Source organism: Streptomyces sp. NRRL F-4489, assembly GCF_001509485.1.
GTDB lineage: Bacteria > Actinomycetota > Actinomycetes > Streptomycetales > Streptomycetaceae > Streptomyces.
Genome location: NZ_LLZI01000268.1, coordinates 48,861 through 72,280, shown reverse-complemented (window position 1 = coordinate 72,280; position 23,420 = coordinate 48,861). Strand labels below are relative to the sequence as shown.

General features: G+C 74.6%; 17 protein-coding genes and 1 pseudogene. 14 read left to right on the top strand and 4 right to left on the bottom strand.

What is annotated here, in order from left to right; genetic code table 11:
- Window position 1: 1 nt before the first annotated feature.
- The 5 genes from hypB to hypE are packed head-to-tail and all read left to right on the top strand — an operon-like array spanning window position 2 to window position 5,696.
- Entirely contained in the window at window positions 2-760 is a 759-nt protein-coding gene (hypB, locus tag ADL22_RS28945; RefSeq protein WP_066986282.1) for a hydrogenase nickel incorporation protein HypB, read from the top strand.
- Window positions 757-3,144: a carbamoyltransferase HypF gene (hypF, locus tag ADL22_RS28940; RefSeq protein ID WP_066986280.1), complete on the top strand. Its 2,388-nt coding sequence runs from the start codon at window positions 757-759 to the stop codon at window positions 3,142-3,144. Before hypB ends, hypF begins: the two co-directional genes overlap by 4 nt.
- A 47-nt stretch (window positions 3,145-3,191) precedes the next feature.
- Entirely contained in the window at window positions 3,192-3,482 is a 291-nt protein-coding gene (locus ADL22_RS28935) for a HypC/HybG/HupF family hydrogenase formation chaperone (RefSeq protein ID WP_066986277.1), read from the top strand.
- Window positions 3,479-4,603 (top strand): hydrogenase formation protein HypD, encoded by a 1,125-nt coding sequence (gene hypD, locus ADL22_RS28930; protein WP_066986273.1) that lies wholly within the window; start codon window positions 3,479-3,481, stop codon window positions 4,601-4,603. Before ADL22_RS28935 ends, hypD begins: the two co-directional genes overlap by 4 nt.
- On the top strand, window positions 4,596-5,696 hold the full coding sequence (gene hypE, locus ADL22_RS28925) for a hydrogenase expression/formation protein HypE (protein ID WP_066986270.1): 1,101 nt from the start codon (window positions 4,596-4,598) through the stop codon (window positions 5,694-5,696). The genes hypD and hypE overlap by 8 nt, the downstream gene beginning before the upstream one ends.
- Window positions 5,697-5,844: 148 nt before the next feature.
- On the opposite strand, the gene ADL22_RS28920 is transcribed toward hypE, so the two are convergent.
- Window positions 5,845-7,128 (bottom strand): Dyp-type peroxidase, encoded by a 1,284-nt coding sequence (locus ADL22_RS28920; protein ID WP_066986267.1) that lies wholly within the window; start codon window positions 7,126-7,128, stop codon window positions 5,845-5,847.
- A 195-nt stretch (window positions 7,129-7,323) separates the two neighbouring features.
- On the opposite strand from ADL22_RS28920, the gene ADL22_RS28915 reads away from it, so the two are divergent.
- The 4 genes from ADL22_RS28915 to ADL22_RS28900 all read left to right on the top strand — a co-directional run bounded on the left by ADL22_RS28915 (window position 7,324) and on the right by ADL22_RS28900 (window position 11,273).
- A complete protein-coding gene (locus ADL22_RS28915) occupies window positions 7,324-7,554 on the top strand; it encodes an acyl-CoA carboxylase subunit epsilon (protein WP_066986264.1) in 231 nt (76 codons plus the stop codon).
- A 217-nt stretch (window positions 7,555-7,771) separates the two neighbouring features.
- Window positions 7,772-9,331, top strand: coding sequence for an APC family permease (locus ADL22_RS28910; RefSeq protein WP_234430894.1), 1,560 nt, complete (start codon window positions 7,772-7,774; stop codon window positions 9,329-9,331).
- Window positions 9,332-9,397: 66 nt separating this feature from the next.
- Window positions 9,398-10,231: a PP2C family protein-serine/threonine phosphatase gene (locus ADL22_RS28905; protein ID WP_066986258.1), complete on the top strand. Its 834-nt coding sequence runs from the start codon at window positions 9,398-9,400 to the stop codon at window positions 10,229-10,231.
- 64 nt (window positions 10,232-10,295) lie between these two features.
- Window positions 10,296-11,273, top strand: coding sequence for an MASE1 domain-containing protein (locus ADL22_RS28900; protein WP_066986320.1), 978 nt, complete (start codon window positions 10,296-10,298; stop codon window positions 11,271-11,273).
- A 27-nt stretch (window positions 11,274-11,300) separates the two neighbouring features.
- On the opposite strand, the gene ADL22_RS28895 is transcribed toward ADL22_RS28900, so the two are convergent.
- The gene (locus tag ADL22_RS28895; RefSeq protein WP_066986255.1) at window positions 11,301-12,362 is read right to left on the bottom strand and encodes an ATP-dependent DNA ligase; all 1,062 of its coding nucleotides are present in this window, start codon (window positions 12,360-12,362) and stop codon (window positions 11,301-11,303) included.
- Window positions 12,363-12,464: 102 nt separating this feature from the next.
- On the opposite strand from ADL22_RS28895, the gene ligD reads away from it, so the two are divergent.
- Both ligD and ADL22_RS28885 read left to right on the top strand, forming a co-directional pair.
- Entirely contained in the window at window positions 12,465-13,478 is a 1,014-nt protein-coding gene (gene ligD, locus ADL22_RS28890; RefSeq protein ID WP_066986252.1) for a non-homologous end-joining DNA ligase, read from the top strand.
- Between the two features lie 142 nt (window positions 13,479-13,620).
- The gene (locus tag ADL22_RS28885; protein WP_066986249.1) at window positions 13,621-14,022 is read left to right on the top strand and encodes a hypothetical protein; all 402 of its coding nucleotides are present in this window, start codon (window positions 13,621-13,623) and stop codon (window positions 14,020-14,022) included.
- 87 nt (window positions 14,023-14,109) lie between these two features.
- On the opposite strand, the pseudogene ADL22_RS28880 reads toward ADL22_RS28885, so the two are convergent.
- Window positions 14,110-15,635 (bottom strand): annotated as a pseudogene (locus tag ADL22_RS28880) (AMP-binding protein).
- A gap of 384 nt (window positions 15,636-16,019) precedes the next feature.
- Here ADL22_RS28880 and ADL22_RS28875 point away from each other — a divergent pair.
- Window positions 16,020-18,113 (top strand): SpoIIE family protein phosphatase, encoded by a 2,094-nt coding sequence (locus tag ADL22_RS28875; RefSeq protein ID WP_066986246.1) that lies wholly within the window; start codon window positions 16,020-16,022, stop codon window positions 18,111-18,113.
- 309 nt (window positions 18,114-18,422) lie between these two features.
- Window positions 18,423-19,865 (top strand): APC family permease, encoded by a 1,443-nt coding sequence (locus tag ADL22_RS28870; RefSeq protein WP_066986243.1) that lies wholly within the window; start codon window positions 18,423-18,425, stop codon window positions 19,863-19,865.
- 12 nt (window positions 19,866-19,877) lie between these two features.
- Here ADL22_RS28870 and ADL22_RS28865 read toward each other — a convergent pair whose 3' ends face one another.
- Window positions 19,878-20,222, bottom strand: coding sequence for a hypothetical protein (locus ADL22_RS28865; protein WP_066986317.1), 345 nt, complete (start codon window positions 20,220-20,222; stop codon window positions 19,878-19,880).
- A 330-nt stretch (window positions 20,223-20,552) separates the two neighbouring features.
- Between ADL22_RS28865 and ADL22_RS28860 the strand changes: the two genes are divergently transcribed.
- Window positions 20,553-23,273, top strand: a complete 2,721-nt coding sequence (locus ADL22_RS28860) for a SpoIIE family protein phosphatase/ATP-binding protein (RefSeq protein ID WP_066986240.1) — start codon at window positions 20,553-20,555, stop codon at window positions 23,271-23,273.
- Window positions 23,274-23,420: the final 147 nt, after the last annotated feature.

The following is a 23,420-nucleotide window of genomic DNA, read 5'->3' as shown; positions in this document are numbered from 1 at the left end:
CATGTGCCGTGTCCTTGACCTCCAGCAGGCGGTGCTCGCCAGGAACGACGCCTGCGCGCACACCCTCCGCGAGGACCTGGCGGCCCGCGGCACCGCGGTCGTCAACCTGCTCTCCAGCCCCGGCAGCGGCAAGACCGCCCTGCTGGAACGGGAACTGACCCTGGCCCGGGAGCGGGGCGTCCCGGTCGCCGCGCTCACCGCCGACCTGGCCACCGAGAACGACGCGGTGCGCCTGGCCCGCTCCCGGGTCCCCGTCAAACAGGTGCTCACCGACGGGCTGTGCCACCTGGAGGCCGAGATGCTCGGCGGCCACCTGGACGGCTGGCTGCCCGCCGGCACCCGGCTGCTGTTCGTCGAGAACGTCGGCAACCTGGTCTGCCCGGCCTCCTACGACCTGGGGGAGACGCTGCGGGTGGTGCTGGCCTCGGTGACCGAGGGCGAGGACAAACCGCTGAAATACCCCACCGCCTTCGGCCTGGCCCACCTCGTCATGATCACCAAGAGCGATATCGCCGCGGCGGTGGACTTCGACGAAGCGGAGTTCCGCGCCAACGTGGAGCGCGTCAACCCCGGCGCCGAGGTCGTCCGCACCTCGGTGCGCGGCGGCGAGGGCGCCGGCGCCCTCCTGGACCGGGCGCTGGCCGCCCGGGACGGCGGCCCGGCCCACATCCCGGTCATGACCCGCCGCTCGCACCCCCCGCACGACGGTCCGGCGGACCGGGCGGGCGACCGCGGCGCGGTGGGGTCGAGCCGCTCATGACCGTCCGGCCGCCCGACGCGCCCCCCGCGGCGGCCCCCGCCCGCCGCAGGTTCACCGTGCGGGGCATCGTCCAGGGCGTCGGCTTCCGCCCGTTCGTCCACGGCCTCGCCACCGAACTGGGCCTGACCGGCCACGTCGGCAACACCGCCGAGGGCGTGGTCGCCGAGGTCGAGGGGCCGCCCGGCGCGCTGCGCCGCTTCGCGGTCCGGCTGCGCGCCGAGGCGCCGCCGCTGGCGGTCGTGGAGGCCGTGGACGGCCAGGACCTCGCGGCCACCGGCGGCACCGGCTTCACCATCGCCCCCTCCAGCGGCCAGGGCCCGGCCCGCACCCTGGCCGCCCCGGACGCCGCCACCTGCGACGCCTGCCTGGCGGAGCTGACCGACCCGGCCGACCGCCGCTACCGGCACCCGTTCGTCACCTGTACGCACTGCGGGCCGCGCTTCACCATCGTCCGCGCGCTGCCCTACGACCGCGCGCAGACCACCATGGCCGGCTTCCCGATGTGCCCGCGCTGCGCCGCAGAGTACGCCGACCCGGCCGACCGGCGGTTCCACGCCCAGCCGCTGTGCTGCCACGACTGCGGCCCCCGGCTGCGGCTGCTGGCCGCCGCGCCGGACGGCCCGTCCGCCCCGCCGCGCCCGGTCCCCGGCGACCCGGTGGCCGGCGCCCGGCGGCTGCTGGCCACCGGCGCGATCGTCGCGGTCAAGGGCCTGGGCGGCTACCACCTGGTGTGCGACGCCGGGGACGAGCGGGCGGTGACCGCGCTGCGGCGCCGCAAGTGCCGGGGCGACAAACCGTTCGCCCTGATGGCCCGTCAACTCGCGGATGTGGAAGGGCTGGTGGAGATCGGCGCGGAGGAGCGGGCGCTGCTCACCGGGTCGGTGCGGCCCATCGTGCTGCTGCGCCGGCGCCCCGGCGGCCCGGCGCCCGGCGCGCCCCCGGTCTGCGCCGCCGTCGCCCCCGGCAGCCCCGACCTCGGCCTGATGCTGCCCTACACCCCGCTCCACCACCTGCTGTTCGGCCTCCCCGGCGACCCGCCCGGCCCTCGGCTACTGGTGATGACCAGCGGCAACGTGGCCGGCGAACCCCTCGTCACGGACGACGCGGACGCCCTGTCGCGGCTGGCCCGGCTGGCCGACGCCTGGCTCACCCACGACCGGCCGATCCAGGTCCCGTGCGACGACTCGGTGGTCCGGATCAGCGACGGCGAACCGCTCTACCTCCGGCGCTCGCGCGGCTGCGCCCCGTACCCGGTGCCGCTGCCCGTCCCGGTGCGGCCCGCGCTGGCCACCGGCGGCGACCTCAAGACCGTGCTGTGCCTGGGAGAGGGGCGCCGGGCCTGGCTGTCCGCGCACATCGGCGATATGGACGACCTGGCCACCCAGCAGGCGTTCGAACGGGCCGGCGCGCACCTGGAGACCCTCACCGGCGTCCGGCCGAGGCTGCTCGCCACCGACCGCCATCCCGGCTACCGCACCGGCCAGTGGGCCGCCCGGCACACCGCCGGCCGGCCGCTGGTCCGGGTCCAGCACCACCACGCGCATATCGCCGCCGCGATGGCCGAACACGGCCTGGACGGGCGGCAGCCGGTCATCGGCGTCGCCTTCGACGGCACCGGCTACGGCGACGACGGCGCGATCTGGGGCGGCGAGATCCTGCTCGCCGACTACGCCGGCTACCGCCGCTTCGCCCAGCTCGGCTACGTCCCGCTGCCCGGCGGCGACACCGCCGTCCGCCGCCCGTACCGCATGGCGCTGGCCCATCTGCACGCCGCGGGCCTGCCCTGGACGCCCGGACTGCCGCCGGTCGACGCCTGCCCGCCGGACGAACTGCGGCTGCTGCAAAGGCAGTTGGAGCGTGATCTGAACTGCGCGCCGACCTCCAGCATGGGCCGGCTCTTCGACGCCCTCGCCTCGCTCACCGGGATCTGCCACCACGCCGGCTACGAGGCCCAGGCCGCCACCGCCCTGGAGGCCGCGGCCCGGACCGCCGGCCGGGACCGCGGGCCCGGCTACACCTTCGCCCTGCGCACCGGGGCCCCGGCCGGCGGCGGCGCCGCGCTGGTGGCCGACCCCGGCCCGGTCCTGGCCGCCGCCGTCGAGGACCTCCGCGCCGGCACCGGCCCCGAACGGATCGCGGCCCGCTTCCACACCGCCGTCGCCGGTTTCGTCCGGCGCTGCTGCGGACTGGCCCGCGAGCGCACCGGCCTGGCGACCGTCGCCCTGACCGGCGGCGTCTTCGCCAACACCCTGCTGGCCGAGGCGGCGGCCCGCGCGCTGCGCCAGGACGGCTTCACCGTGCTCCGGCACCGCCTGGTCCCGCCCAACGACGGCGGGCTGGCGCTCGGCCAGCTGCTGGTCGCGGCCCGCAGGCGCGGCGCGTAGCCCGGTTGAGACCCGCAGTTCCCGCACCCGCACGACGAGGAGGAGCCATGTGCCTGGCGGTGCCCGGCAAGGTGATGGAGATCGAGGAACGGGACGGCACCAGGATGGCCACCGTCGACTTCGGCGGGGTGGTCAAGGAGGTGTGCCTGGAGTACGTCCCGGACCTCGCGGTCGGTGAGTACGCGATCGTCCACGTGGGCTTCGCGCTCCAGCGGCTGGACGAGGAGTCGGCCCGCCGGACCCTGGCGCTCTTCGCCGAACTCGGGCTGCTGGAGGAGGAGTTCGGCGACCCGTGGGCGGCGGCCGCCGGCCAGGAAACACAGGAGGCAGCGCAGTGAAGTACCTGGAGGAGTTCCGGAACCCCGAGCTGGCCCGGCGGCTGCTGGACGAGATCCGCGCCACCGTGACCCGGCCGTGGGCCCTGATGGAGGTCTGCGGCGGCCAGACGCACAGCATCATCCGGCACGGCATCGACCAGCTGCTGCCGGACGAGGTGGAGCTGATCCACGGGCCGGGCTGCCCGGTGTGCGTCACCCCGCTGGAGGTGATCGACAAGGCGCTGGAGATCGCCTCCCGGCCCGGCGTGATCTTCTGCTCGTTCGGCGACATGCTCCGGGTGCCCGGCACCGGCCGCGACCTGTTCCGGGTGCGCGGCGAGGGCGGCGACGTCCGCGTCGTCTACTCCCCGCTCGACGCGCTGAAGACCGCCCAGCAGAACCCGGACCGCGAGGTGGTGTTCTTCGGCATCGGCTTCGAGACCACCGCCCCGCCCAACGCCATGGCCGTGCACCAGGCGCGCAAGCTCGGCATCCGCAACTTCAGCATGCTGGTCTCGCACGTCCGGGTCCCGCCCGCCATCGAGGCGATCATGGAGTCGCCCAGCTGCCGGGTCCAGGGATTCCTCGCCGCCGGCCATGTGTGCAGCGTGATGGGCACCGGGGAATACCCCGCGCTGGCCGACCGCCACCGGGTGCCGATCGTCGTCACCGGCTTCGAGCCGCTGGACATCCTGGAAGGCATCCGGCGCACCGTCCGCCAGCTCGAACGCGGTGAGCACACCGTCGACAACGCCTACCCCCGGGCCGTCCGCGCTGACGGCAACCCCGCCGCCCGGGCCATGCTCGCCGACGTCTTCGAGGTCACCGACCGCACCTGGCGCGGGATCGGCACCATCCCCGCCAGCGGCTGGCGGCTGGCCGACCGCTACCGCGACTACGACGCCGAGCACCGCTTCTCCGTCGAGGGCATCACCACCCGCGAACCGGCCGCCTGCCGCAGCGGCGAGGTCCTCCAGGGGCTGCTCAAGCCCCACGAGTGCGAGGCGTTCGGCACCACCTGCACCCCGCGCACCCCGCTCGGCGCCACCATGGTCTCCAGCGAGGGCGCCTGCGCCGCCTACTACCTCTACCGCCGGCTCGGCACCGCGCCGACCCCCTTGGAGGCGACCCCCGTTGTCTGACACCACCGCCCAGCCCCCCACCCCGCAGAGCCGCGACCTGCCCACCGTCGACATCACCGGCTGGTCCTGCCCGGCCCCGCTGCGCGAGACCCCGCGCGTGGTGATGGGCCACGGCGGGGGCGGCGCGCTCTCCGCCGAACTCGTCCAGCAGATCTTCGTACCCGCCTTCGGCGGCGAACTCCTCGCCCAGCTCGGCGACTCCGCGGTCTTCTCGCTCGGCGGGCAGCGGCTGGCCTTCTCCACCGACTCCTACGTCGTCCGGCCGCTGTTCTTCCCCGGCGGCAGCATCGGCGACCTGGCCGTCAACGGCACCGTCAACGACCTGGCGATGAGCGGCGCCCGGGCCGCCTACCTCTCCTGCGGCTTCATCCTGGAGGAGGGCGTGGAGATGCCGGTGGTCGCCGGGGTCGCCGACGCGATGGGCGCCGCCGCCCGGGCCGCCGGGGTGGAGCTGGCCACCGGCGACACCAAGGTCGTCGAGGCCGGCCGCGGCGACGGGGTCTACCTCAACACCGCCGGGATCGGCGTGATCCCGCCCGGTGTGGACCTGCGCCCGCAGCGGGTGGTGCCCGGCGACGTCGTGATCGTCAGCGGCGGCATCGGCGTGCACGGCGTGGCCGTGATGAGCGTCCGCGAGGGCCTGGAGTTCGGCGTCGAGATCGAGAGCGACTGCGCCGCGCTCGGCGGGCTCGTCCAGACCATGCTGGCGGTCACCCCCGACCTGCACGTACTGCGCGACCCCACCCGCGGCGGACTGGCCGCCGCGCTCAACGAGATCGCCACGGCCTCGGGCACCGGCGTGGTCCTGGACGAGCGGGCGGTGCCCGTCCCGCCGGCCGTCGCCAACGCCTGCGCCGTCCTGGGCCTGGATCCGATGTACGTCGCCAACGAGGGCAAGCTGGTGGCGTTCGTCCCCCGCGAGCACGCCGACGCGGTACTGGACGCGATGCGCGCCCACCCCCTCGGCGCCGACGCCGCGATCATCGGTGAGGCGGTCGCCGCGCACCCCGGCATGGTGGTGGCCCGGACCCCGCTCGGCGGCACCCGGGTCGTGGACCTGCCGCTGGGCGAGCAGCTGCCGCGGATCTGCTGAACCAGGTGCGGGCGGCGGAGCCCTTCCCGCCGCCCGCACCTCGCTCGATACGCCAACTGCCGTGATTCCTCGGCTCGTTGGCGTAACGGAGCCCCGGGCCTCCCCTCCTGGAGGAAGCCCGGGGCTCCGTGCGCCGTACGGCCGCCGGTCAGCGGGTGTCGCGCATCAGCCGGGAACCGAACCAGTCGTCCTCGTCCCGCACACCGGGCAGGACGAAGAAGTAGCCGCCGCCCTCGGGGGTGATGAAGCGGGCCAGCGGTTCGTGGCGCAGGCGGCGCTGGACGGTGGCGAACTGGCGCTCCACGTTCTGCTGGTAGCCGCAGAAGACCAGGCCGAGGTTCATCCGGCCGTGCCGGTCGTAGCCCTGGTCGTAGTTGTAGCTGCGGCGCAGGAAGCGGGACCGGTCGGTGTGCGGGGTGCGGGGGTTGGCGAGCCGGATGTGCGAGTCGAGCGGGACGGTGTCGCCGTGGGGGTCGCGGCGGTAGTCCGGCGCGTCGTTCTCCCGCTCGCGGCCCAGCGGCGCGCCGCTCGCCTTGTGCCGCCCGAAGATCCGCTCCTGGCGGGACACCGGGACCCGGTCCCAGGACTCGGTGTGGAAGCGGATCAGCCGCAGCACCTGGTAGCTGCCGCCCTCGGCCCACTCCGGCTCGCCGCACGGCGGCGTCACCCAGATCAGCCGGTCCCGCTCCCGCGCCGAGGCGGTGTCGGGGTTGACGATGCCGTCCTTGAAGCCGAGGAAGTTCCGCGGCGACCCCGAGGGCCGGGACGGGTTCATGAACGCGTCCATCCGCCACCGGGGCCGCATCATCCCGTGCGTCGCCCGGCCCAGGTCGCGCAGGACGTGCACGATCGCGTCCGGGTGCTCGGCGCAGACCTGCACCGACAGGTCGCCGTGGCAGCGGGCCGGCTCCAATCGGTCGTCGGGGAACGCCGGCATCGCCTTCAGATGCCGCGGCTTGTGCCCGGCCAGCCCGAACCGGTCGTCGAAGAGCGACGCCCCGAACCCGACCGTGACGGTCAGCGAGTCCGGGGTCTGCGGCTCCGCGGCCGTCCGCTCGTCCTTCGGCTTGACTCCGGCCGACAGCACCCGGACCCGCTCGGTCAGCGTCTTGAGCAGCCCGGTCAGGTCCGCGCGGTTCTGCACCAGCACGTCGAACGCCGCGAATCCGGCGAAGAGCTGCTGCGGGGTGAGGATGCCGGCCTGGTGGCGGCCGTGGAACGGCACCCGGTCCGGCGGCAGCTCCCGGCCGTCCGGCGCGCGGCGTACCGCGCGGTCCCCGGACGGCGGGCCCGCCGGGGCGGCCACCGCCTCGCCGGGCACCGCCGCGCCGGCCGCGGCCGCCCCCGCGACCCCGGCCGCGTACTTCAGGAAGCCCCGCCGCCCGCCGTCCTGCGCCAGGTCCCGCTCGTCGCCGGTCCGCTCACATCTCATCGCCCGCCATCCCCACTGCGTCATCCGCCGCCGGTGTCCGTGCACGTCACTGCTGCGCGATCCTCGCCGCGCGCCCGGCCGCCGCCGGGAGCAACACGGCCGGGCCCACCGAAATCACGCCTGGGGTGGCCGTCCGGCCGCCGAACGGCGCAGGCGCCCGCGCCGCCGCGGCGGACCGCTCCTAGCGTCGGCGGGGTGACGACCGAAGAGCCCGCACAGATCCCGCTGCGCATCGTCCGGGGCCGTGCCGAACCGGAGGAGCTGGCCGCGCTCACCGTCATCCTGCTCGGCCGGCTGGCCCTGGCCCGCGCGGCGGCCGCCGACGACGGCGCCACCGACTTCGGCGGCGACGGGCTCACCGACCGCCAGCTGCGCAACCACCGCGCCCGGTGCGCCTGCTGGGCCGGCTGCTGGACCTGCGGCTGACCGCGCGGCCCCGGCCCCGACCGGGGCTCCCGACCGCACCGCCACACACGCTTCACACGGCCGCAACATTCGGCCGCCCGCCCGCGCCGATCCATCGCGTAGGGTCGCTGACCAGCGAGGACAGCGAGTCGAGGAGGCCGTTTCGGTGGCGGGACGTCAGGTGGCGGGCGAGGCCGCGGGGGCCGATGTGCCCGAGGTGCGGGCGCAGGAGCGCCGGCTGCGGCGGGACCTGGGGTTCTGGGGACTGACCGGGATCGGCTTCTCCAACATCGTCGGCTCCGGCTGGCTGTTCGCGGCCATGTACGCCGCGCAGACCGCCGGGCCCGCCGCGCTGCTGTCCTGGGTCGGCGCGGGCCTGCTGTGCGGGCTGGTCGCCCTGGTCATGATCGAACTGGGCGCGTCCCGGCCGGAGGGCGGCGGCACCGTCCGCTGGCCGCTGTTCGCCAGCGGGCGGCTGGTCGGCACCCTCGTCGGCTGGTCGGTGCTGCTGTCCGTGGGCGGCACCGCCGCCGAGATCAGCGCGATCATGCAGTACACCGCGCACTACCTCCCCGGGCTCTACAACGGCCACACCCTCACCGCGGCCGGACTGGGCCTGGCCGCCGGGCTGAGTGTGCTGCTGACCGCGCTGAACTGGTTCGCGGTCAAGCTCTTCGCCCGCCTCAACACCCTGGTCTCGGTCTTCAAGATCGCCGTCCCGGTCGCCACCGTGCTCGCCCTGATCGCCTCCGGCTGGCACGCCGGCCGCCTCACCGACCACGGCGGCTTCGCCCCGTACGGCTACGTCGCCTGCCTGACCGCGCTGGCCGGCGGCGGCATCGTCTACTCCGTCAACGGCTTCCAGGCCCCGCTGGACTTCTCCGGCGAGACCCGCGCCCCGCGCCGCACCCTGCCCTGGGCCGTCCTGGCCGGTATCGGGCTGGCCGTCCTGATGTACCTCGCGCTCCAGATCGCGTACCTCTTCACCGTCCCCGAGCACCTGCTGGGCGGCGGCTGGAAGGGCGTCTCCTTCGACTCGCCGTTCGGGCAGCTGGCGCTGATCCTCAACCTCCACTGGCTGTCCAGCCTGCTCTACGCCGACGCCGTCCTCTCGCCCGGCGGCTCGGCCTACGTGGGCGTGGCCCTCGACGCCCGGCACACCTACGCGCTCGCCAAGAACGGCACCATCCCCCGCTACTTCATGAAGGTCCACGCGGGCTCCGGCATGCCGCGCCGGGCGCTGGCGGTCAACCTCGTGGTGATCGTGCTGTTCCTGCTGCCGTTCGGCGGCTGGCAGGACATCGTCAGCGTGATGGGCGACATGTACCTGCTGATCTACGCGGCGTCCGCGGTCGCCGTCGCGGTCTTCCGCACCGAGGAGGGCGGCGGGACGGCCGGCTGGGTGCCGGGGCTGCGCTGGATCGCGCCGCTGAGCTTCGTGGTGTCCAGCGAGTTCGTCTACTGGTCGGGCTGGCACGATCTGCGGCTGGCGCTGCCGCTGGTCCTCGCCGGGGTGGTGCTCTTCCTGGTGATGCGGCGGCCCGGCGCCGGGGCCGCGGAGCGCGACGGCGCCGGACCGCGCCGCCCGCTCACCGCCGAACTCCGCACCGGCGCCTGGCTGGTGGTCCACCTCCTCGCGCTGACCGCGCTGTCCTGGCTGGGCACCTTCAAGGGCTCCGGCCGGCTGCCCGCCCCGTACGACTCGCTGGCGGTGGCCGCCGTCGCGCTGGCGGTGTTCTTCTGGGCGGTGCGGTCCGGCGCGGCCCAGCTGGCCGCGGCCCGGCGGCCCGCCGTCTGACCCCGGCGCCGCCGGGCACCAAACGGCCGCCAAGCGGGGGCCGGACCCCGGAAATATGATGGGCGCATGCTGCGGCGTCGTCCCCCGCGGCCGGCGAGCGCCGACGATCTGCTCACCACGCTCGGTCGGCTGACCGCCCAGGCGCGCCAGAGCGCGGAGCTCCAGCGCGCCAGGGTCGAGCTGGCCGAGGTCCTCCAGCGCGAGATGCTCCCCGCCGCCCTCCCCGAGCTGCCCGGTCTGCGCACCGCCGCCCGCTACGCCCCGGCCCGGCACGGCCTGGCCATCGGCGGCGACTGGTACGACGGCTTCCCGCTGCCGGACGGGTCGCTGGCCTTCTCGGTCGGCGACGTCCAGGGCCACGACGTCGAGGCGGCCGCCTTCATGGGGCAGATCCGGATCGGCCTGCGGGCCGTCGCCGCGCACGCCCCCGACCCCGGTGAAGTGCTCAGCCGCGCCAACGACCTGCTGCTCTCCATCGACTGCGAACTCTTCGCGACCTGCACCTTCGTCCGCTACGACCCGGCGACCCGGGAACTGGCCAGCGCCCGCGCCGGGCACGTCCCCGGCGTCTGGGCCACCACCGACCGCCGCTGGGGCGTGGCCGAGGACCCCGGCGGCCTCCCGCTGGGCGTCCTGCCCGGGCAGCGCTATCCGGTCACCCGCCGCCGGCTCACCGCGGCGGGCACGTTCGTGCTGCTCACCGACGGGGTCATCGAGGGCCCCTCGTTCCCGATCGAGGCCGGGCTGGCGCAGGTGGCCCGCGTGGTCAGCGCCCGGGCCGGGGACGACCCGGACGAGATCGCCGCCGCGGTGATGTGCGTCGCCGAACTGACCGGGCACACCGACGACGCCGCGGTGATCGTGCTGCGCCACGGCGGGGACGGGCGCGGGGCCGGGTGAAGCGCGGGCCACCGCGCGCGTGTCGCGTCCGGCGCCCGGCCGCCGGCGTTGTCTGATGGCTGACGTGGTGCGCACCGGGGACATCCGTCGGGCCGCTCCTGCGGTCCTGGGGAACCTCGTACTCGCCGCCGTCTACTACGGGGCCGCGAAGATCGGGCTGCTGGAGCAGGTGGTGGTCGCGGGTGCGGTGGTCAGCCCCCTGTGGCCGCCCACGGGCATCGCGGTGAGCTGCCTGCTCCTGCTGGGCCTGCGGATGTGGCCGGGCATCGCGCTCGGCACCCTGCTGGTCATCTCCACCCTCACCCGCCTCGACCTGGCCGGATTCGGCGTGATCGCCGGCAATACGCTCGCGCCGGTGTGCGCCTGCCTGATGCTGCGGCGGGCCGGCTTCCGCACCGAACTGGACCGGCTGCGGGACGGGGTGGCGCTGGTCGCGCTCGGCGCGTTCGCCGCGATGGTGCTCAGCGCGACGCTGGGCAGCGGCACCCAGGTGCTCACCGGGGCGCTGCCGGCCCGCGACTTCTGGCCCACCTGGGCGTCCTGGTGGGCGGGCGACGCGATGGGCGTCCTGGTGGTCACCCCGCTGCTGCTCGCCCTGCGGACGGTCCGGCCGCCCCGGGCGATCCCGCTGTACCGCTGGGCGGAGGCGGCGGCGCTGCTGGCCGCCACGGTGGCGGTGTCGCTGCTGGTGACGTGGTCCACGCTGGCCGTGCTGTTCCTGGTCTTCCCGGTGATCGTGTGGGCGGCGCTGCGGTTCCAGCTGATCGGGGCGACGCCGTGCGTGCTGGTGATGTCGGTCTTCGCGATCAGCGCGGCCACCGGCCGGTACGGGCCGTTCACCGGCCGCAGCCTGCTGGAGGCGATGGTCAACCTCCAGGCGCTCAACGCCTCCGCCGCGCTCACCGCGCTGCTGCTGTCGGCGATCGTCACCGAGCAGAACGCCATCCGGCGGCGGGTCGAGCAGGCGTGCCAGGAGCTGGCCGAGGTGGTGGACCGGCTGGCGCCGGGGGAGCGGCGGCGCAGCTGGCCGCCGGACGGCTGACCGGCCCGCCGCCGCGGTCGCGTTCGGTCAGCCGCCCAGCAGTTCCCCCAGGTCGTAGCCCACCGGCTCCTCCAGCTGCGCGTAGGTGCAGCTCTCCGGCGTACGGTCGGGCCGCCAGCGGCGGAACTGCGCGGTGTGCCGGAACCGGCTGCCCTCCATGTGGTCGTACGCCACCTCGCACACCCGCTCCGGGCGCAGCGGCACCCACGACAGGTCCTTGCCGCCGCTCCACCGGCTCGGGCCGCCCGGTATCCGGCGGGCGGTGTGCGCGGCCTCGTCGCCCCAGTCCGCCCAGGGGTGGCCGGCGGCGTCGGCCATCCGCAGCGGCGCCAGCTCCTCGACCAGCGCCCGCCGCCGGGCCATCGGGAACGACGCGCACACCCCGACGTGCTGGAGGTGCCCGGAGGCGTCGTGCAGGCCCAGCAGCAGCGAGCCGACCACCGGACCGCTCTTGTGGAGCCGGTAGCCGGCGACCACGCAGTCGGCGGTGCGGGCGTGCTTGACCTTGAACATCGCGCGGTCGCCGGGCCGGTACGGCAGGTGCGGCGGTTTGGCGATCACCCCGTCCAGCCCGGCGCCCTCGAACTGCGCGAACCAGTGCTCGGCGACGGCCCGGTCGGTGGTGGCCGGCGCGGTGTGCACCGGCGGCCGGGCCGGGCGCAGCGCCTCGACCAGCGCCTGGCGCCGCTCGGTCTGCGGCGCGGCCAGCAGCGCGGCGTCGTCCAGCGCCAGCAGGTCGAAGGCGACGAGCGAGGCGGGGGTGCGGGCGGCCAGGGTGCGGACCCGGGAGTCGGCCGGGTGGATGCGCTCCAGGAGTTCCTCGAAGTGCAGCCGGCCGTCGTGCGCGATGACGATCTCGCCGTCCACCACGCAGCGCGGCGGCAGCTCGGTGCGGGCCGCCGCGACCACCTCGGGGAAGTAGCGGCTGAGCGATTTGGTGGTGCGGCTGGCGATCTCCACCTCGTCGCCGTCCCGGAAGACGATGACGCGGAAACCGTCCCATTTGGCCTCGTACTGCATCCCGTCCGGGATCGTGGTGACCGGCTTGGCGAGCATGGGGGAGACCGGGGGCATCACGGGCAGGTCCATGCTCCCGATCCTGCGGGCCGCGGGCCGTTCCCGCGCGCCGGGCGGACCGGCGGCCCGCACGCCCGGCGCGCGGCGGCACCGGGCGGACCCTAGCGTGGAGGCATGGCCGGAGGACGGGTGGAGGAGCTGGACGTCGCGGGGCGCGCGGTGCGCGTGACGAACCCGGACAAGATCTACTATCCCGAGCGCGGCTTCACCAAGCTGGACGTCGCCCGCTACTACCTGGCGGTGGCCGACGGGGTGCTGCGCGGACTGCGCGACCGGCCGACCACCATGCAGCGGTTCCCGGACGGCGTCGAGGGCGAGTTCTTCTACCAGAAGCGGGCCCCGAAGGGGCTGCCGGACTGGCTGCCCACCGCCCGGATCGCCTTCCCCAGCGGCCGGTTCGCCGACGAGATCTGCCCCACCGAACCGGCCGCCGTCATCTGGGCGGCCAACCTCGGCTGCCTGACCTTCCACCCCTGGCCGGTCCGCCGGGCCGACACCGAGCACCCCGACGAACTGCGCCTGGACCTCGACCCGCAGCCCGGCACCGGGTTCGCCGAGGCCGTCGAGGTCGCCCGCGGCCTGCGCGAGCTGCTGGCCGGGTACGGGCTGCGCGGCTGGCCGAAGACCTCCGGCGGCCGCGGGGTGCACGTCTATGTGCCGATCCGCCCGGAGTGGACCTTCACCGAGGTCCGGCGGGCCGCGATCGCGGTGGCCCGGGCCATGGAGCGGCGGCTGCCGGAGCTGGTGACCTCCGCGTGGTGGAAGGAGGAGCGCGGCCGGAAGGTGTTCGTCGACTACAACCAGATGGCCCGCGACCGCACCATCGCCTCGCCCTACTCGCTGCGCGCCCGCCCCCGCGCGACGGTCTCCACCCCGCTGCGCTGGGAGGAGCTGCCGGACGCCGAGCCGGAGGACTTCGACCTGCTCACCGTCCCGGCGCGCTACGCCGAGCTGGGCGACGTCCACGCGGACATGGCCGGGCACGCCTTCGGCCTGGAACCGCTGCTGGAGCTGGCCGACCGGCAGGCCGCCGACGACGGGCTGGGCGATCTGCCCTATCCGCCGGACCATCCGAAGATGCCCGGTGAGCCGTCCCGGGTGCAGCCCAGCCGGGCGCGCGGGCGCTGACACCCCCCGGCGGGCCCCCTGAGCGGCCCCGATCGGAGCAATCCCGAGGGCCGTTGGAGTGGAGGATCGCCGCGCCTGCGGAGAAACGGACACCGCGAGGTACCCATCCCGTGTCCGATTTCCTGCCAACCAGGAGAAACGAATGCGCAAGTACATAGGCCGTTCCCTGGCCGCCGCGACGCTCGCCGCCGCCACCGTCGTACCGCTCGCCGGTATGGCCCAGGCCGCCCCGCAGGGCCAGTCCGTCGCGGTCAGCGGCGACCACGGCCGTGGCCACGGCCACCACGGCCGGCATGGCCACCACGGCCGCAATGTCGGCCACCACCGGCACGACGAGTGCGGCGGCTTCTTCGGTTTCGGCGGCCGTGAGAACTTCGGTGGCCGCGAAGGCTTCGGCGGCCGCGAAGGTTTCGGCCGGTTCGGCCACGAGGGCCGCGAGGGCCACCACGGCAAGTCCGGGCACTTCGGCCGAGAGGGGTGCGAGGGCCGTGAGTTCGGGCTGCTCGGGCGCCTTCTGCACGGCCTGTTCGGTTGGTGGTTCTGACCGGACGCGACCCGGCGGGCCGCCGCCGTGCAGCACTGCGGCGGCCCGCCGCTGCCGGTCGTCCGGTGCCCCCGGACCAGGCCGGGATCAGGCGGCCGCGGCGCCCGACTCCTCGGCGCGGCGCCGGAGTTCCTTCTTGTCCGGCTTGCCCGCGTCGGTCAGCGGCAGCGCGTCGGCGAAGGCGATCCGGGCCGGCTCGTACATCGCGCCGCGCACCTCGCGCACCATCGCCCGCAGCTGCTCCGCGTCCACGTCGCCGCCGGGGGTGCGCACCACCGTCGCGTGCACCCGCTCCATCCGGTCCGCGTCGCGGACGCCGTAGACGGCGCTCTGGAGTACCTGCGGGTGCGAGTTCAGCAGGTCCTCCAGCTCGGTGGTGTACACATGGCCGCCGACCACGACGATCATGTCCTTGAGCCGGTCGACGATGGTCAGGTAGCCCTCGTCGTCGAGGAATCCGACGTCACCGGTGTGCAGCCAGCCGTCCCGCAGCACCTCGGCGGTCAGCTCCGGCTGCTTCCAGTAGCCCTGCATGATCATGGCGGAGCGGACGCAGATCTCGCCGTGCTCGCCGGGCGGCAGATCGCGGCCGTCGGTGTCGCGGATCGCCACCTCGACGTGGGGCAGCACCTTGCCCGCCGACCGCAGCCGCTCGGGGCGCTCGGGGTCGTGGTCCTCGGGGGTCAGCACGCTGATGCCGCCGGCCTCGTTCTGGCCGTAGCCCTGTACCAGCACCGGGCCGAACGCCCGTACCGCGTCGGCGAGTCGGGCCGGGGACGCCTGGCAGCCGCCGTAGGTGAGCATGCGAAGGCTGGAGGTGTCGGTGCCCGGCCGGTTGGGGTGGTCCATGAGCTGGTACAGCAGCGGCGGCAGCAGGAAGAGCGCGGTGATCCGCTCGCGTTCGATGGTGGCGAGCGCCTCCGCGGGGTCGAAGTCGTCGTGCAGGACGACGGTGCCGCCGGAGTACAGCACGGTGTCGGCCATGTAGCCGGCCGCGTGGGCGAGGGTGGTGCACACCAGCTGGCGGTGCCGGACCCCTGGAACCACCGGACCTGCTCGAAGGTGGTGCAGATGCCCTTGGGGTGGCCGGTGGTGCCGCCGGTGTGGCGGATGGTGCAGATGTCCTCGGGGCGGGCGGAGGTGGCGAGCGGTTCGTCGCTCTGCCCGGCCGCCAGCTCCAGCAGGTCGGCGCCGAGCTTCGCCGGGCCGAGCATCAGGATGTCCGCGACGGGCGCCAACTCGGCGAGTTCCGCGGCCCGTTCGGCCAGCCGGGGGTCGACGATCAGGGCGCGGGTCTCCACATCGCGGACGATCGCGGCCTGGGACTCGGCGGAGAGCTTGTTGTAGAGGTGGTTCACCCGGGCGCCGACGAGGTTGGCGGCGTAGCGGGCGGCGAGCGTCTCGGGGAGGTTGCCGCTCAGCAGGGTGACGGTGGCGCCGCGGCCGATACCGCGGTCGCGCAGCGCGCGGGCCATCCGCAGGACCAGGGCGCGGAACTCGCCGGCGGTGACCCGGCGGCCCTGGTGGACCAGGGCCTCGCGCCCCGGTTCGCGGTTAAGTGCATCGAGGTTCTCCTCCACGTATGTGCGGAACGGCTGGTCGGAAATGGGCATCGAGGGCTTCCTCCTGGCCCCGCGGCGTACGTGGGGGTACGCCAGGGGCGCGTCAAACGAATATTGGTTGCCTCCAGCAACTAATCAAAGGGTAGTCCCAAGAGATCGACATCTCCAAGTCGGGAGCGCGAGGGCGGGCGTTGTCCCCGATCCCGGGCGGGTGCGGAGCAATGGATCAATATCGCCAACCCGGTCGCCCACCCGGGGGACAGCTGCCCATAATGCTCCATCCGGTTCGGTCCCACCCCTGGTGGACCCACCTCTGCCTGCGGGTCCGTCCGGTGTCGAGAGATGATGGAGGGCAGCGGCAGCACGGCACGACCACGCCGTGCACGGAGCGCCACGGCTGTCGGTCCGAAGGCGACCGGCGGAAGGAGTGCCTGGATGGGTGCGACCGACGCGTTCCCCGAGAGTGCTGCCCAGGCCGGGGCCGGCCCGGCGCAGCCCGGCGGCCTGCTCGACGTCCTGGGCGTGGCCGCGGTCATGCTCGACGCCAAGGGCCGGATCGCGCTGTGGAGCCCGCAGGCCGAGGAGCTCTTCGGATGGCGCGCGGAGGAGGCGCTGGGCCGGCCCGCGGTCCGGCTGCTGGTCCACCCCGAGCACGTCGAACTGGTGCTGCGGCTGTTCGCCGAGGTCATGGCGAGCGGCGAGAGCTGGGCCGGGGTCTTCCCGGTCCGCCGCAAGGACGGCTCCACCCGCCTGGTGGAGTTCCGCAATATGCGCCTCCAGGACGAGCACGGCGCCAGCTACGCGCTCGGCATCGCCACCGACCAGGCGGTGCTGCGCGAGGTCGAGCGGGACCTGGCGCTGTCGGTGCGGCTGGTGGCCCAGTCGCCGATCGGGCTCGCCGTGCTCGACACCGATCTGCGGTTCGTCATGGTCAATCCGGCGCTGGAGCGGATCAACGAGCTGCCCGCCGAGCGGCACATCGGCCGGCACGTCCGGGAGGCCCTGTCGTTCCTGGACACCGAGGGCATCGAGGAGCGGATGCGGCAGGTGCTGACCACCGGCCGGCCGCTGCTGGACGACTTCTCCATCGGCCGCACCGCCAGCCACCCCGACGCCGACCAGGCGTGGTCGGTGTCGTACTACCGGCTGGAGGACGCCAAGGGCCGGGTGCTGGGCCTGGCCACCTCGGTCGTGGACGTCACCGAGCAGCACCGGGCGGCCACCGAGGCGGCCCGCGCCCGCCGCCGGCTGGCGGTGATCGCGGACGCCTCGGCGACCGTCGGCACCACCCTCGACGTCGGCCGGACCGCGCAGGAGCTGGCCGACGTCATCGTCCCCGAGCTGGCCGACCTGGCCGCCGTCGACGTGCTCGAAGCCGTCCTGGAGGGCCGCCGGCCCAGTCCGCCGGGCCGCGGCGGCCCGGCCCGCTTCCAGGCGCTGGCGGTGGCCGCGACCGGCCGCACCCCCGCCGTCCGGGCCGCCGACCCCACCGGTCAGCTCGCCGCGTACGAGACCGAGCGGCTGATCACCCGCTGCGTCACCGAGGCCCGGCCGGTGCTGGTCGCCGACGTCGGCCCGGACGATCTGCGGCATATCGCCGCCGACGCGCAGGGCGCGGAGCTGCTGCGCACCTGCGGACTGCACTCCTATCTGGCGGTGCCGCTGATCGCCCGCGGCGAGGTGCTGGGCGCGCTCTCCCTCTACCGGCTGGACAATCCGCTGCCGTTCGACGACGACGATGTGGTGCTGGCCGTCGAACTCGCCGCCCGGGCGGCCGTCTGCATCGACAACGCCCGCTCGTACCAGAGCGAACGCCGCACCGCGCTGACCCTCCAGCGCCATCTGATGAACCACCGCCCGCCGCGCCCCTCGGGCATGGACATCGCCTACCGCTACCAGCCCGCGCAGGCGGCCAGCGAGGTCGGCGGCGACTGGTTCGACGTGATCCCGGTGCCCGGCGACCGGACCGCGCTGGTGGTCGGCGACGTCATGGGCAGCGGCCTCAACGCGGCCGCCACCATGGGCCAGTTGCGCACCACCACCCGCGCGCTGGCCGATCTCGACCTCGCGCCCGACGAGGTGCTGCGCCACCTCGACCACATCGCCGGCGGCCTCGACCCGGCCTTCGCGACCTGCCTGTACGCCGTCCACGACCCGCACCGCGAGGAGTGCACCATCGCGGTGGCCGGCCACCTCCCGCCGGTCGTGGTCCGGCCCGGCCGCCCGCCGGAGCTGCTGGACCTGCCCACCGGCGCCCCGCTCGGCGTGGGCGGCGTCGGCGCGGTGGCGTTCGAGCAGACCACCGTGGAGCTGCGCCCCGGCGATCAGCTGGTCCTCTACACCGACGGGCTGATCGAGACCCGCGACGAGGCCATCGACACCCGGCTGGACCGCTTCCTGGCGCTGCTCGCCGAGCCCGAGCGGCCGCTGGAGGAGCTGTGCGACCGCCTCCTGGGGGAGCTGCGGCACGGCAACGACCACGACGACGTGGCGCTGCTGATCGCCCGGATCCGGGGCAGCGCGGACTGACGCCCGCCGGGCACGGCCGCCGCCCGCGAAATTCGCCGTCCGCCGGGGCGGAAGAATCCGCAGAACCCCAACCTCCCGCGAAATCCGCGCAGATCGTGGAAGAAAGCCGTGGATAGGGCCGCCATGTGGTTGATCGGCTGCGGATTCCGTTGCCATACAGCCTTAACGAACCCTTGACGGGAGGGGCCCGCGGAGGTTGTATTCCGGTCACCGCAGCGGCCCCGCGCAGTCATCCGACACGGCCGCTCGACCAGGCACGCACCCCCGTGACCGTGCCGCTTCCTGCCCTCCTGCACCGATGGGACACGGATGACCGATATGCCTACCACGCCAGTCGCTCCCGCCCCCGCGGCCCCGGAAATCCGGGGCGCGACACCGGCGGACAGCCCCAAACTCACCCGGTCGATCGGTGTGGTCGGCGGCACCCTGCTCACCCTGTCCTGCCTGACCCCGGCGTCCTCGCTCTTCGTCATCGTGCCGGACTCGTTCGCCACCCTCGGCACGGGTACGGCGCTCACCATCGCCATCGCCGGGCTGCTCTGCATAGGCGTCGCCTTCACCTACTCCGAACTGGGCACCCTGGTCCCCAGCTCCGGCGGCGAGTACGCGATGGTCGGCACCCTGATGGGCCGGCTCGCCGGATGGCTGGTTTTCATCCTCTCGCTGATCGTTGTCATGATCGTGCCGCCCATCATCGCGCTGGGCACCGCCGACTACCTCGCCCCGGTCGTCCACCTCGACAAGCAGATGACCGCCGCCGCGGTGATGCTGCTGGCCACCGCCATGGGCCTGCTCGATCTGCGCGCCAACGCCTGGATCACCGGCATCTTCCTCGTCCTGGAGGTGGTGGCCGCCGCGGTCGTGGCGTTCCTCGGCTTCACCCACACCCACCGCTCCGCCGCCACCCTCATCCACCCCGTGATGGACAGCGGGCACGGCACCAGTACGGCGGTCACCGGCGGGCTGATCATCACCGGCCTGGCCACCGCGCTCTTCATCCTCCAGGGCTTCTCCACCGCCGTGTACCTGGCCGAGGAGATGGAGAACCCGCGCCGCAACGTCTCCCGCACCGTCCTGTGGACGCTCGCCATCGGCGCCGCCGTCGTCCTCGTCCCGGTCATCGCCATCACCCTCGGCGCCCCCGACCTCAAAACCCTCGGCGCCGGCGACGTGGCCGGCATGGTGCAGAGCTGGAGCAACTCCGCGATCGGCACCTTCGTCAGCCTCTGCATCGCCCTGGCGATCATCAACGCGGCGATCGTGATGGTGATCCAGAACTCCCGGGTGGTCTTCTCCTCCGCCCGCGACGGCGCCTGGCCGACCCCGGTCAACAAGATCTTCTCGCACGTCGGCAAGCGCTTCGGCTCCCCGTGGGCCGCCACCCTCGCGGTCGGCGTCCCCGGCGCCGGGCTCTGCTTCGCCACCCTGGACACCCTCAACGAGGTCACCGGGGTCGCGGTCGCCGGAATGTACGTCTTCGTCGCCCTCGGCGCGCTGGTCTCCCGCCGCGGCGAGCACAAGCACCGGCCCGCCTGGCGGATGCCGCTGTGGCCGGTGATCCCCGCGCTGCTGATCGTCGTACTGGCCTGGGTGCTGTGCCAGCAGAGCGCCAAGAGCCTGCTGATCACCGGCGGGCTGGTCGCGGTCGCCACGCTCTACTGGGCGGTCTACCTCCGCCCGCGCCAGGCCACCCACTGGGTCATCTCGGTCCCCGAGGACGAACTCCCGGCCGCCGCGCCGACCGGCACCTGACGCCCCCGGCGCCTACCGGCCGCCCTCCGGCCGGGCCAGCGCCAGCGCGTCCAGCAGCAGGCACACGTGGTCGACGGCGTCCCGCCCGGCGGGGCCGTCGGCCGCGTCCGTGTCGTCCAGCAGCCCGGCGGTGCCGCGCAGCAGCGCCAGCAGCCCGGCGCTCACCGGCGCCGCCGGGTCCGCGGCGGCCAGCGCGGCGCGGATCTGCTCGCCGCCGAGCGGCCGCCCGGTCTCCAGGAAGCGGAACAGCGCGCCGGCCGTCCGGCGGTCGGCGCCGTTCGGCCGCCACACACCGCGCGCGTGGTGGTCGATGAGCACGGCCGCACCGGCACGGATCTCCTCTGCTGCAACATGCATGCCCACGAACGTCTCATACGCGCCCGGCGGCCCCCGGAACGCCTTCTTCCGCAAGGCCGCCGCCCCCGCGCCCGGCCCGACTCCCCGGTAACCGCCGCTGACCAGGCCCCTTGGCCGGCCCGCCGGGACCGCCCGGCAGATCCGCCGCCCCTCCGCAACCGTCCGGCGCTGTGGGAAGAGTTACACGCACCCGACGGGGGAGCGCACACCCGTAGCCGGGAAACATACCGACAGGTTTTACTGGCGGGGCACGCCGCACGGCCGCCCGGCGCCGCTGCGCTGCGCAGTGCGCGGCTCGCCCACCGTATGCGGGAGGTGTAGAAAGAGGACATGGCCGGACGCTACGGCCGCCCGCGTTCGGTTCCGAGGATGCGAACTGTCGCAGGCCAGGTCTTTCTCCTCCAGGTCGCGATCGTGGTCCTGCTCGTCGCCGCCGCGCTCGTCGCCCTGGTGCTCCAGTCCCGGACCGACTCCGACCGCGAGGCCCGCAACCGCTCGGTCGCCGTGGCGCGGACGTTCGCCGCCGCGCCGGGCCTCCCGGCCGCCCTGAAGAGCCCCGACCCCACCGCCGTCCTCCAGCCGCGCGCGGAGGCCGCCCGCAAGGGCTCCGGCGTCGACTTCGTCGTGGTGATGAACACCCGCGGCATCCGCTACACCCACCCGCTCCCGGACCGCATCGGCAAGAAGTTCGTCGGCGACATCGGCCCGGCGCTGAACGGCGGGATGGTCACCGAGAAGATCACCGGCACCATCGGCCCGCTCGTCCAGGCCGTGGTACCGGTCACCGGACCCGGCGGCAAGGTCGTCGGCCTGGTCGCCGCCGGCATCACCATCAGCAAGGTCAGCGGCGTCGTCAACGACCAGTTCCCGCTGATCTTCGGCTCCGCGGCCGGCGTGCTGCTGCTCACCACCGGCGGCACCGCCCTGGTCAGCCGCCGCCTGCGGCGCCAGACCCACGGCCTCGGCCCGGCCGAGATGACCCGGATGTACGAACACCACGACGCGGTGCTGCACGCCGTCCGCGAGGGCGTCCTGATCGTCCGCGGCGACGGGCGGCTGGTACTGGCCAACGACGAGGCCCGGCGGCTGCTCGGCCTGCCCGCCGACGTCGAGGGCCGCCGGATCGCCGAGCTGGGCCTGGACCCGGCCACCGCCGCGCTGCTGGAGTCCGGCCGGGTCGCCACCGACGAGGTGCACCCGGTCGGCGACCGGCTGCTGGCCGTCAACCAGCGCTCCACCGACCGCGCCGGCGGCCCGCCCGGCAGCGTCACCACCCTCCGCGACACCACCGAGCTCCAGGCCCTGACCGGCCGCGCCGACATCGCCCGCGGCCGGCTGCGGCTGCTCTACGACGCCGGCGCCGAGATCGGCACCACCCTGGATGTGGTGCGCACCTGCCAGGAGCTGGCGCGGTTCGGCGCCGAGCGGTTCAGCGACCTGGTCACCGTCGACCTCGCCGAGGCGGTGCTGCGCGGCGAGGAGCCCACCGCCGGCGGCCCGGTCATGGAGCTGCGCCGCACCGCCGTCGGCGGCGAGGTGCCCGACGGGTCCCTCTACCCGGTCGGCGAGCCGGTCCGCTTCCCGCCGGTCACCGTGCTCGGCACCCGCCTGACGGCCGGCGAACCGGTTCTGGAGCCCGACCTCGCCGCGTTCTCCGGCTGGCACCTCCAGGACCCCGAGCGGGCCCGGCTGATCGTCGAGAACGGCATCCACTCGCTGATCGCGGTGCCGCTGCGGGCCCGCGGCGCGATCCTCGGCGTCGCCCTCTTCTGGCGCTCGGAGACCCCCGAACCGTTCGACGAGGAGGACCTCTCGCTCGCCGAGGAGCTGGTCGCGCGGGCCGCGGTGAGCATCGACAACGCCCGCCGCTACACCCGCGAGCACACCATGGCGGTCACCCTCCAGCGCAGCCTGCTGCCGCGCGCCCTGCCGGACCAGGAGGCCGTGGAGGCCGCCTTCCGCTATCTGCCGGCCCAGGCCGGGCTCGGCGGGCTGGGCGGCGTCGGCGGCGACTGGTTCGACATCATCCCGCTGCCCGGCGCCCGGGTCGCCCTCGTCGTCGGCGACGTCGTCGGGCACGGCCTGCACGCCGCCGCCACCATGGGCCGGCTGCGCACCGCCGTCCACAACTTCGCCAACCTCGACGTCCCGCCCGACGAACTCCTGTGGCACCTGGACGAACTGGTCGCCCGGATCGACCAGGACGAGGGCGCGGAGTCCACCGGCGACGGCCCCAAGCTCCCGGTCACCGGCGCCACCTGCCTCTACGCCATCTACGACCCGGTCACCGGCACCTGCACCATGGCCCGCGCCGGACACGTCCAGCCGCTGCTGCTGCACCCGGACGGCGGCGCGGAGTTCGTCGACGTGCCCGGCGGCCCGCCGCTCGGCCTGGGCGGGATGCCGTTCGACACCTGCCGGCTGGAGCTGCCCGAGGGCAGCCGCCTGGTGCTCTACACCGACGGGCTGGTCGAGGACCGCGCCCGCGGCATCGACGAGGGCATGGCCGTGCTGCGCACCACCCTCGGCGACGCGCCCGCCCGGAGCCCGGAGGAGACCTGCGAGGCGGCGCTCGGCGCCCTGCTGCCGGACCGCCCGGCCGACGACATCGCACTGCTGGTCGCCCGCACCCGGCGGCTGGACCCGGCCCGGATCGCCGACTGGGAGGTCCCCGCCGACCCCGCCTCGGTCGCCCAGATCCGCGCCGCCGCGGTCCGCAAACTCATCGAATGGGGGCTGGCGGACGAGGCGTTCACCACCGAGCTGATCCTCAGCGAACTGGTCACCAACGCCATCCGGTACGCCGCCGGGCCGATCGGCGTCCGGCTGATCCACGACCGCTCGCTGATCTGCGAGGTGGCCGACCGCAGCAGCACCTCCCCGCATCTGCGGCACGCCGCCACCACCGACGAGGGCGGGCGCGGGCTCTTCCTCATCGCCCAGATGGCCGAGCGCTGGGGCACCCGCTACACCGGCGACGGCAAGGTCATCTGGACCGAGCAGGCGCTGCCCGACGGCGAGGCGCGCGCGGCGGACCGCGACGGCGCCTGACCGCGCCCCGGCCGGCTGCTACCCTCCGTGGCGCGCGACGGGCAACTGCCGTGGCAGCAGTGGCACTTGGGACGAAAGTGACGCCTGCCGCGGCCTCCCGCACGGCGCGGCCGCCCCCCCCCCCGCGCCGCGCCCCTCCCGAAAGGT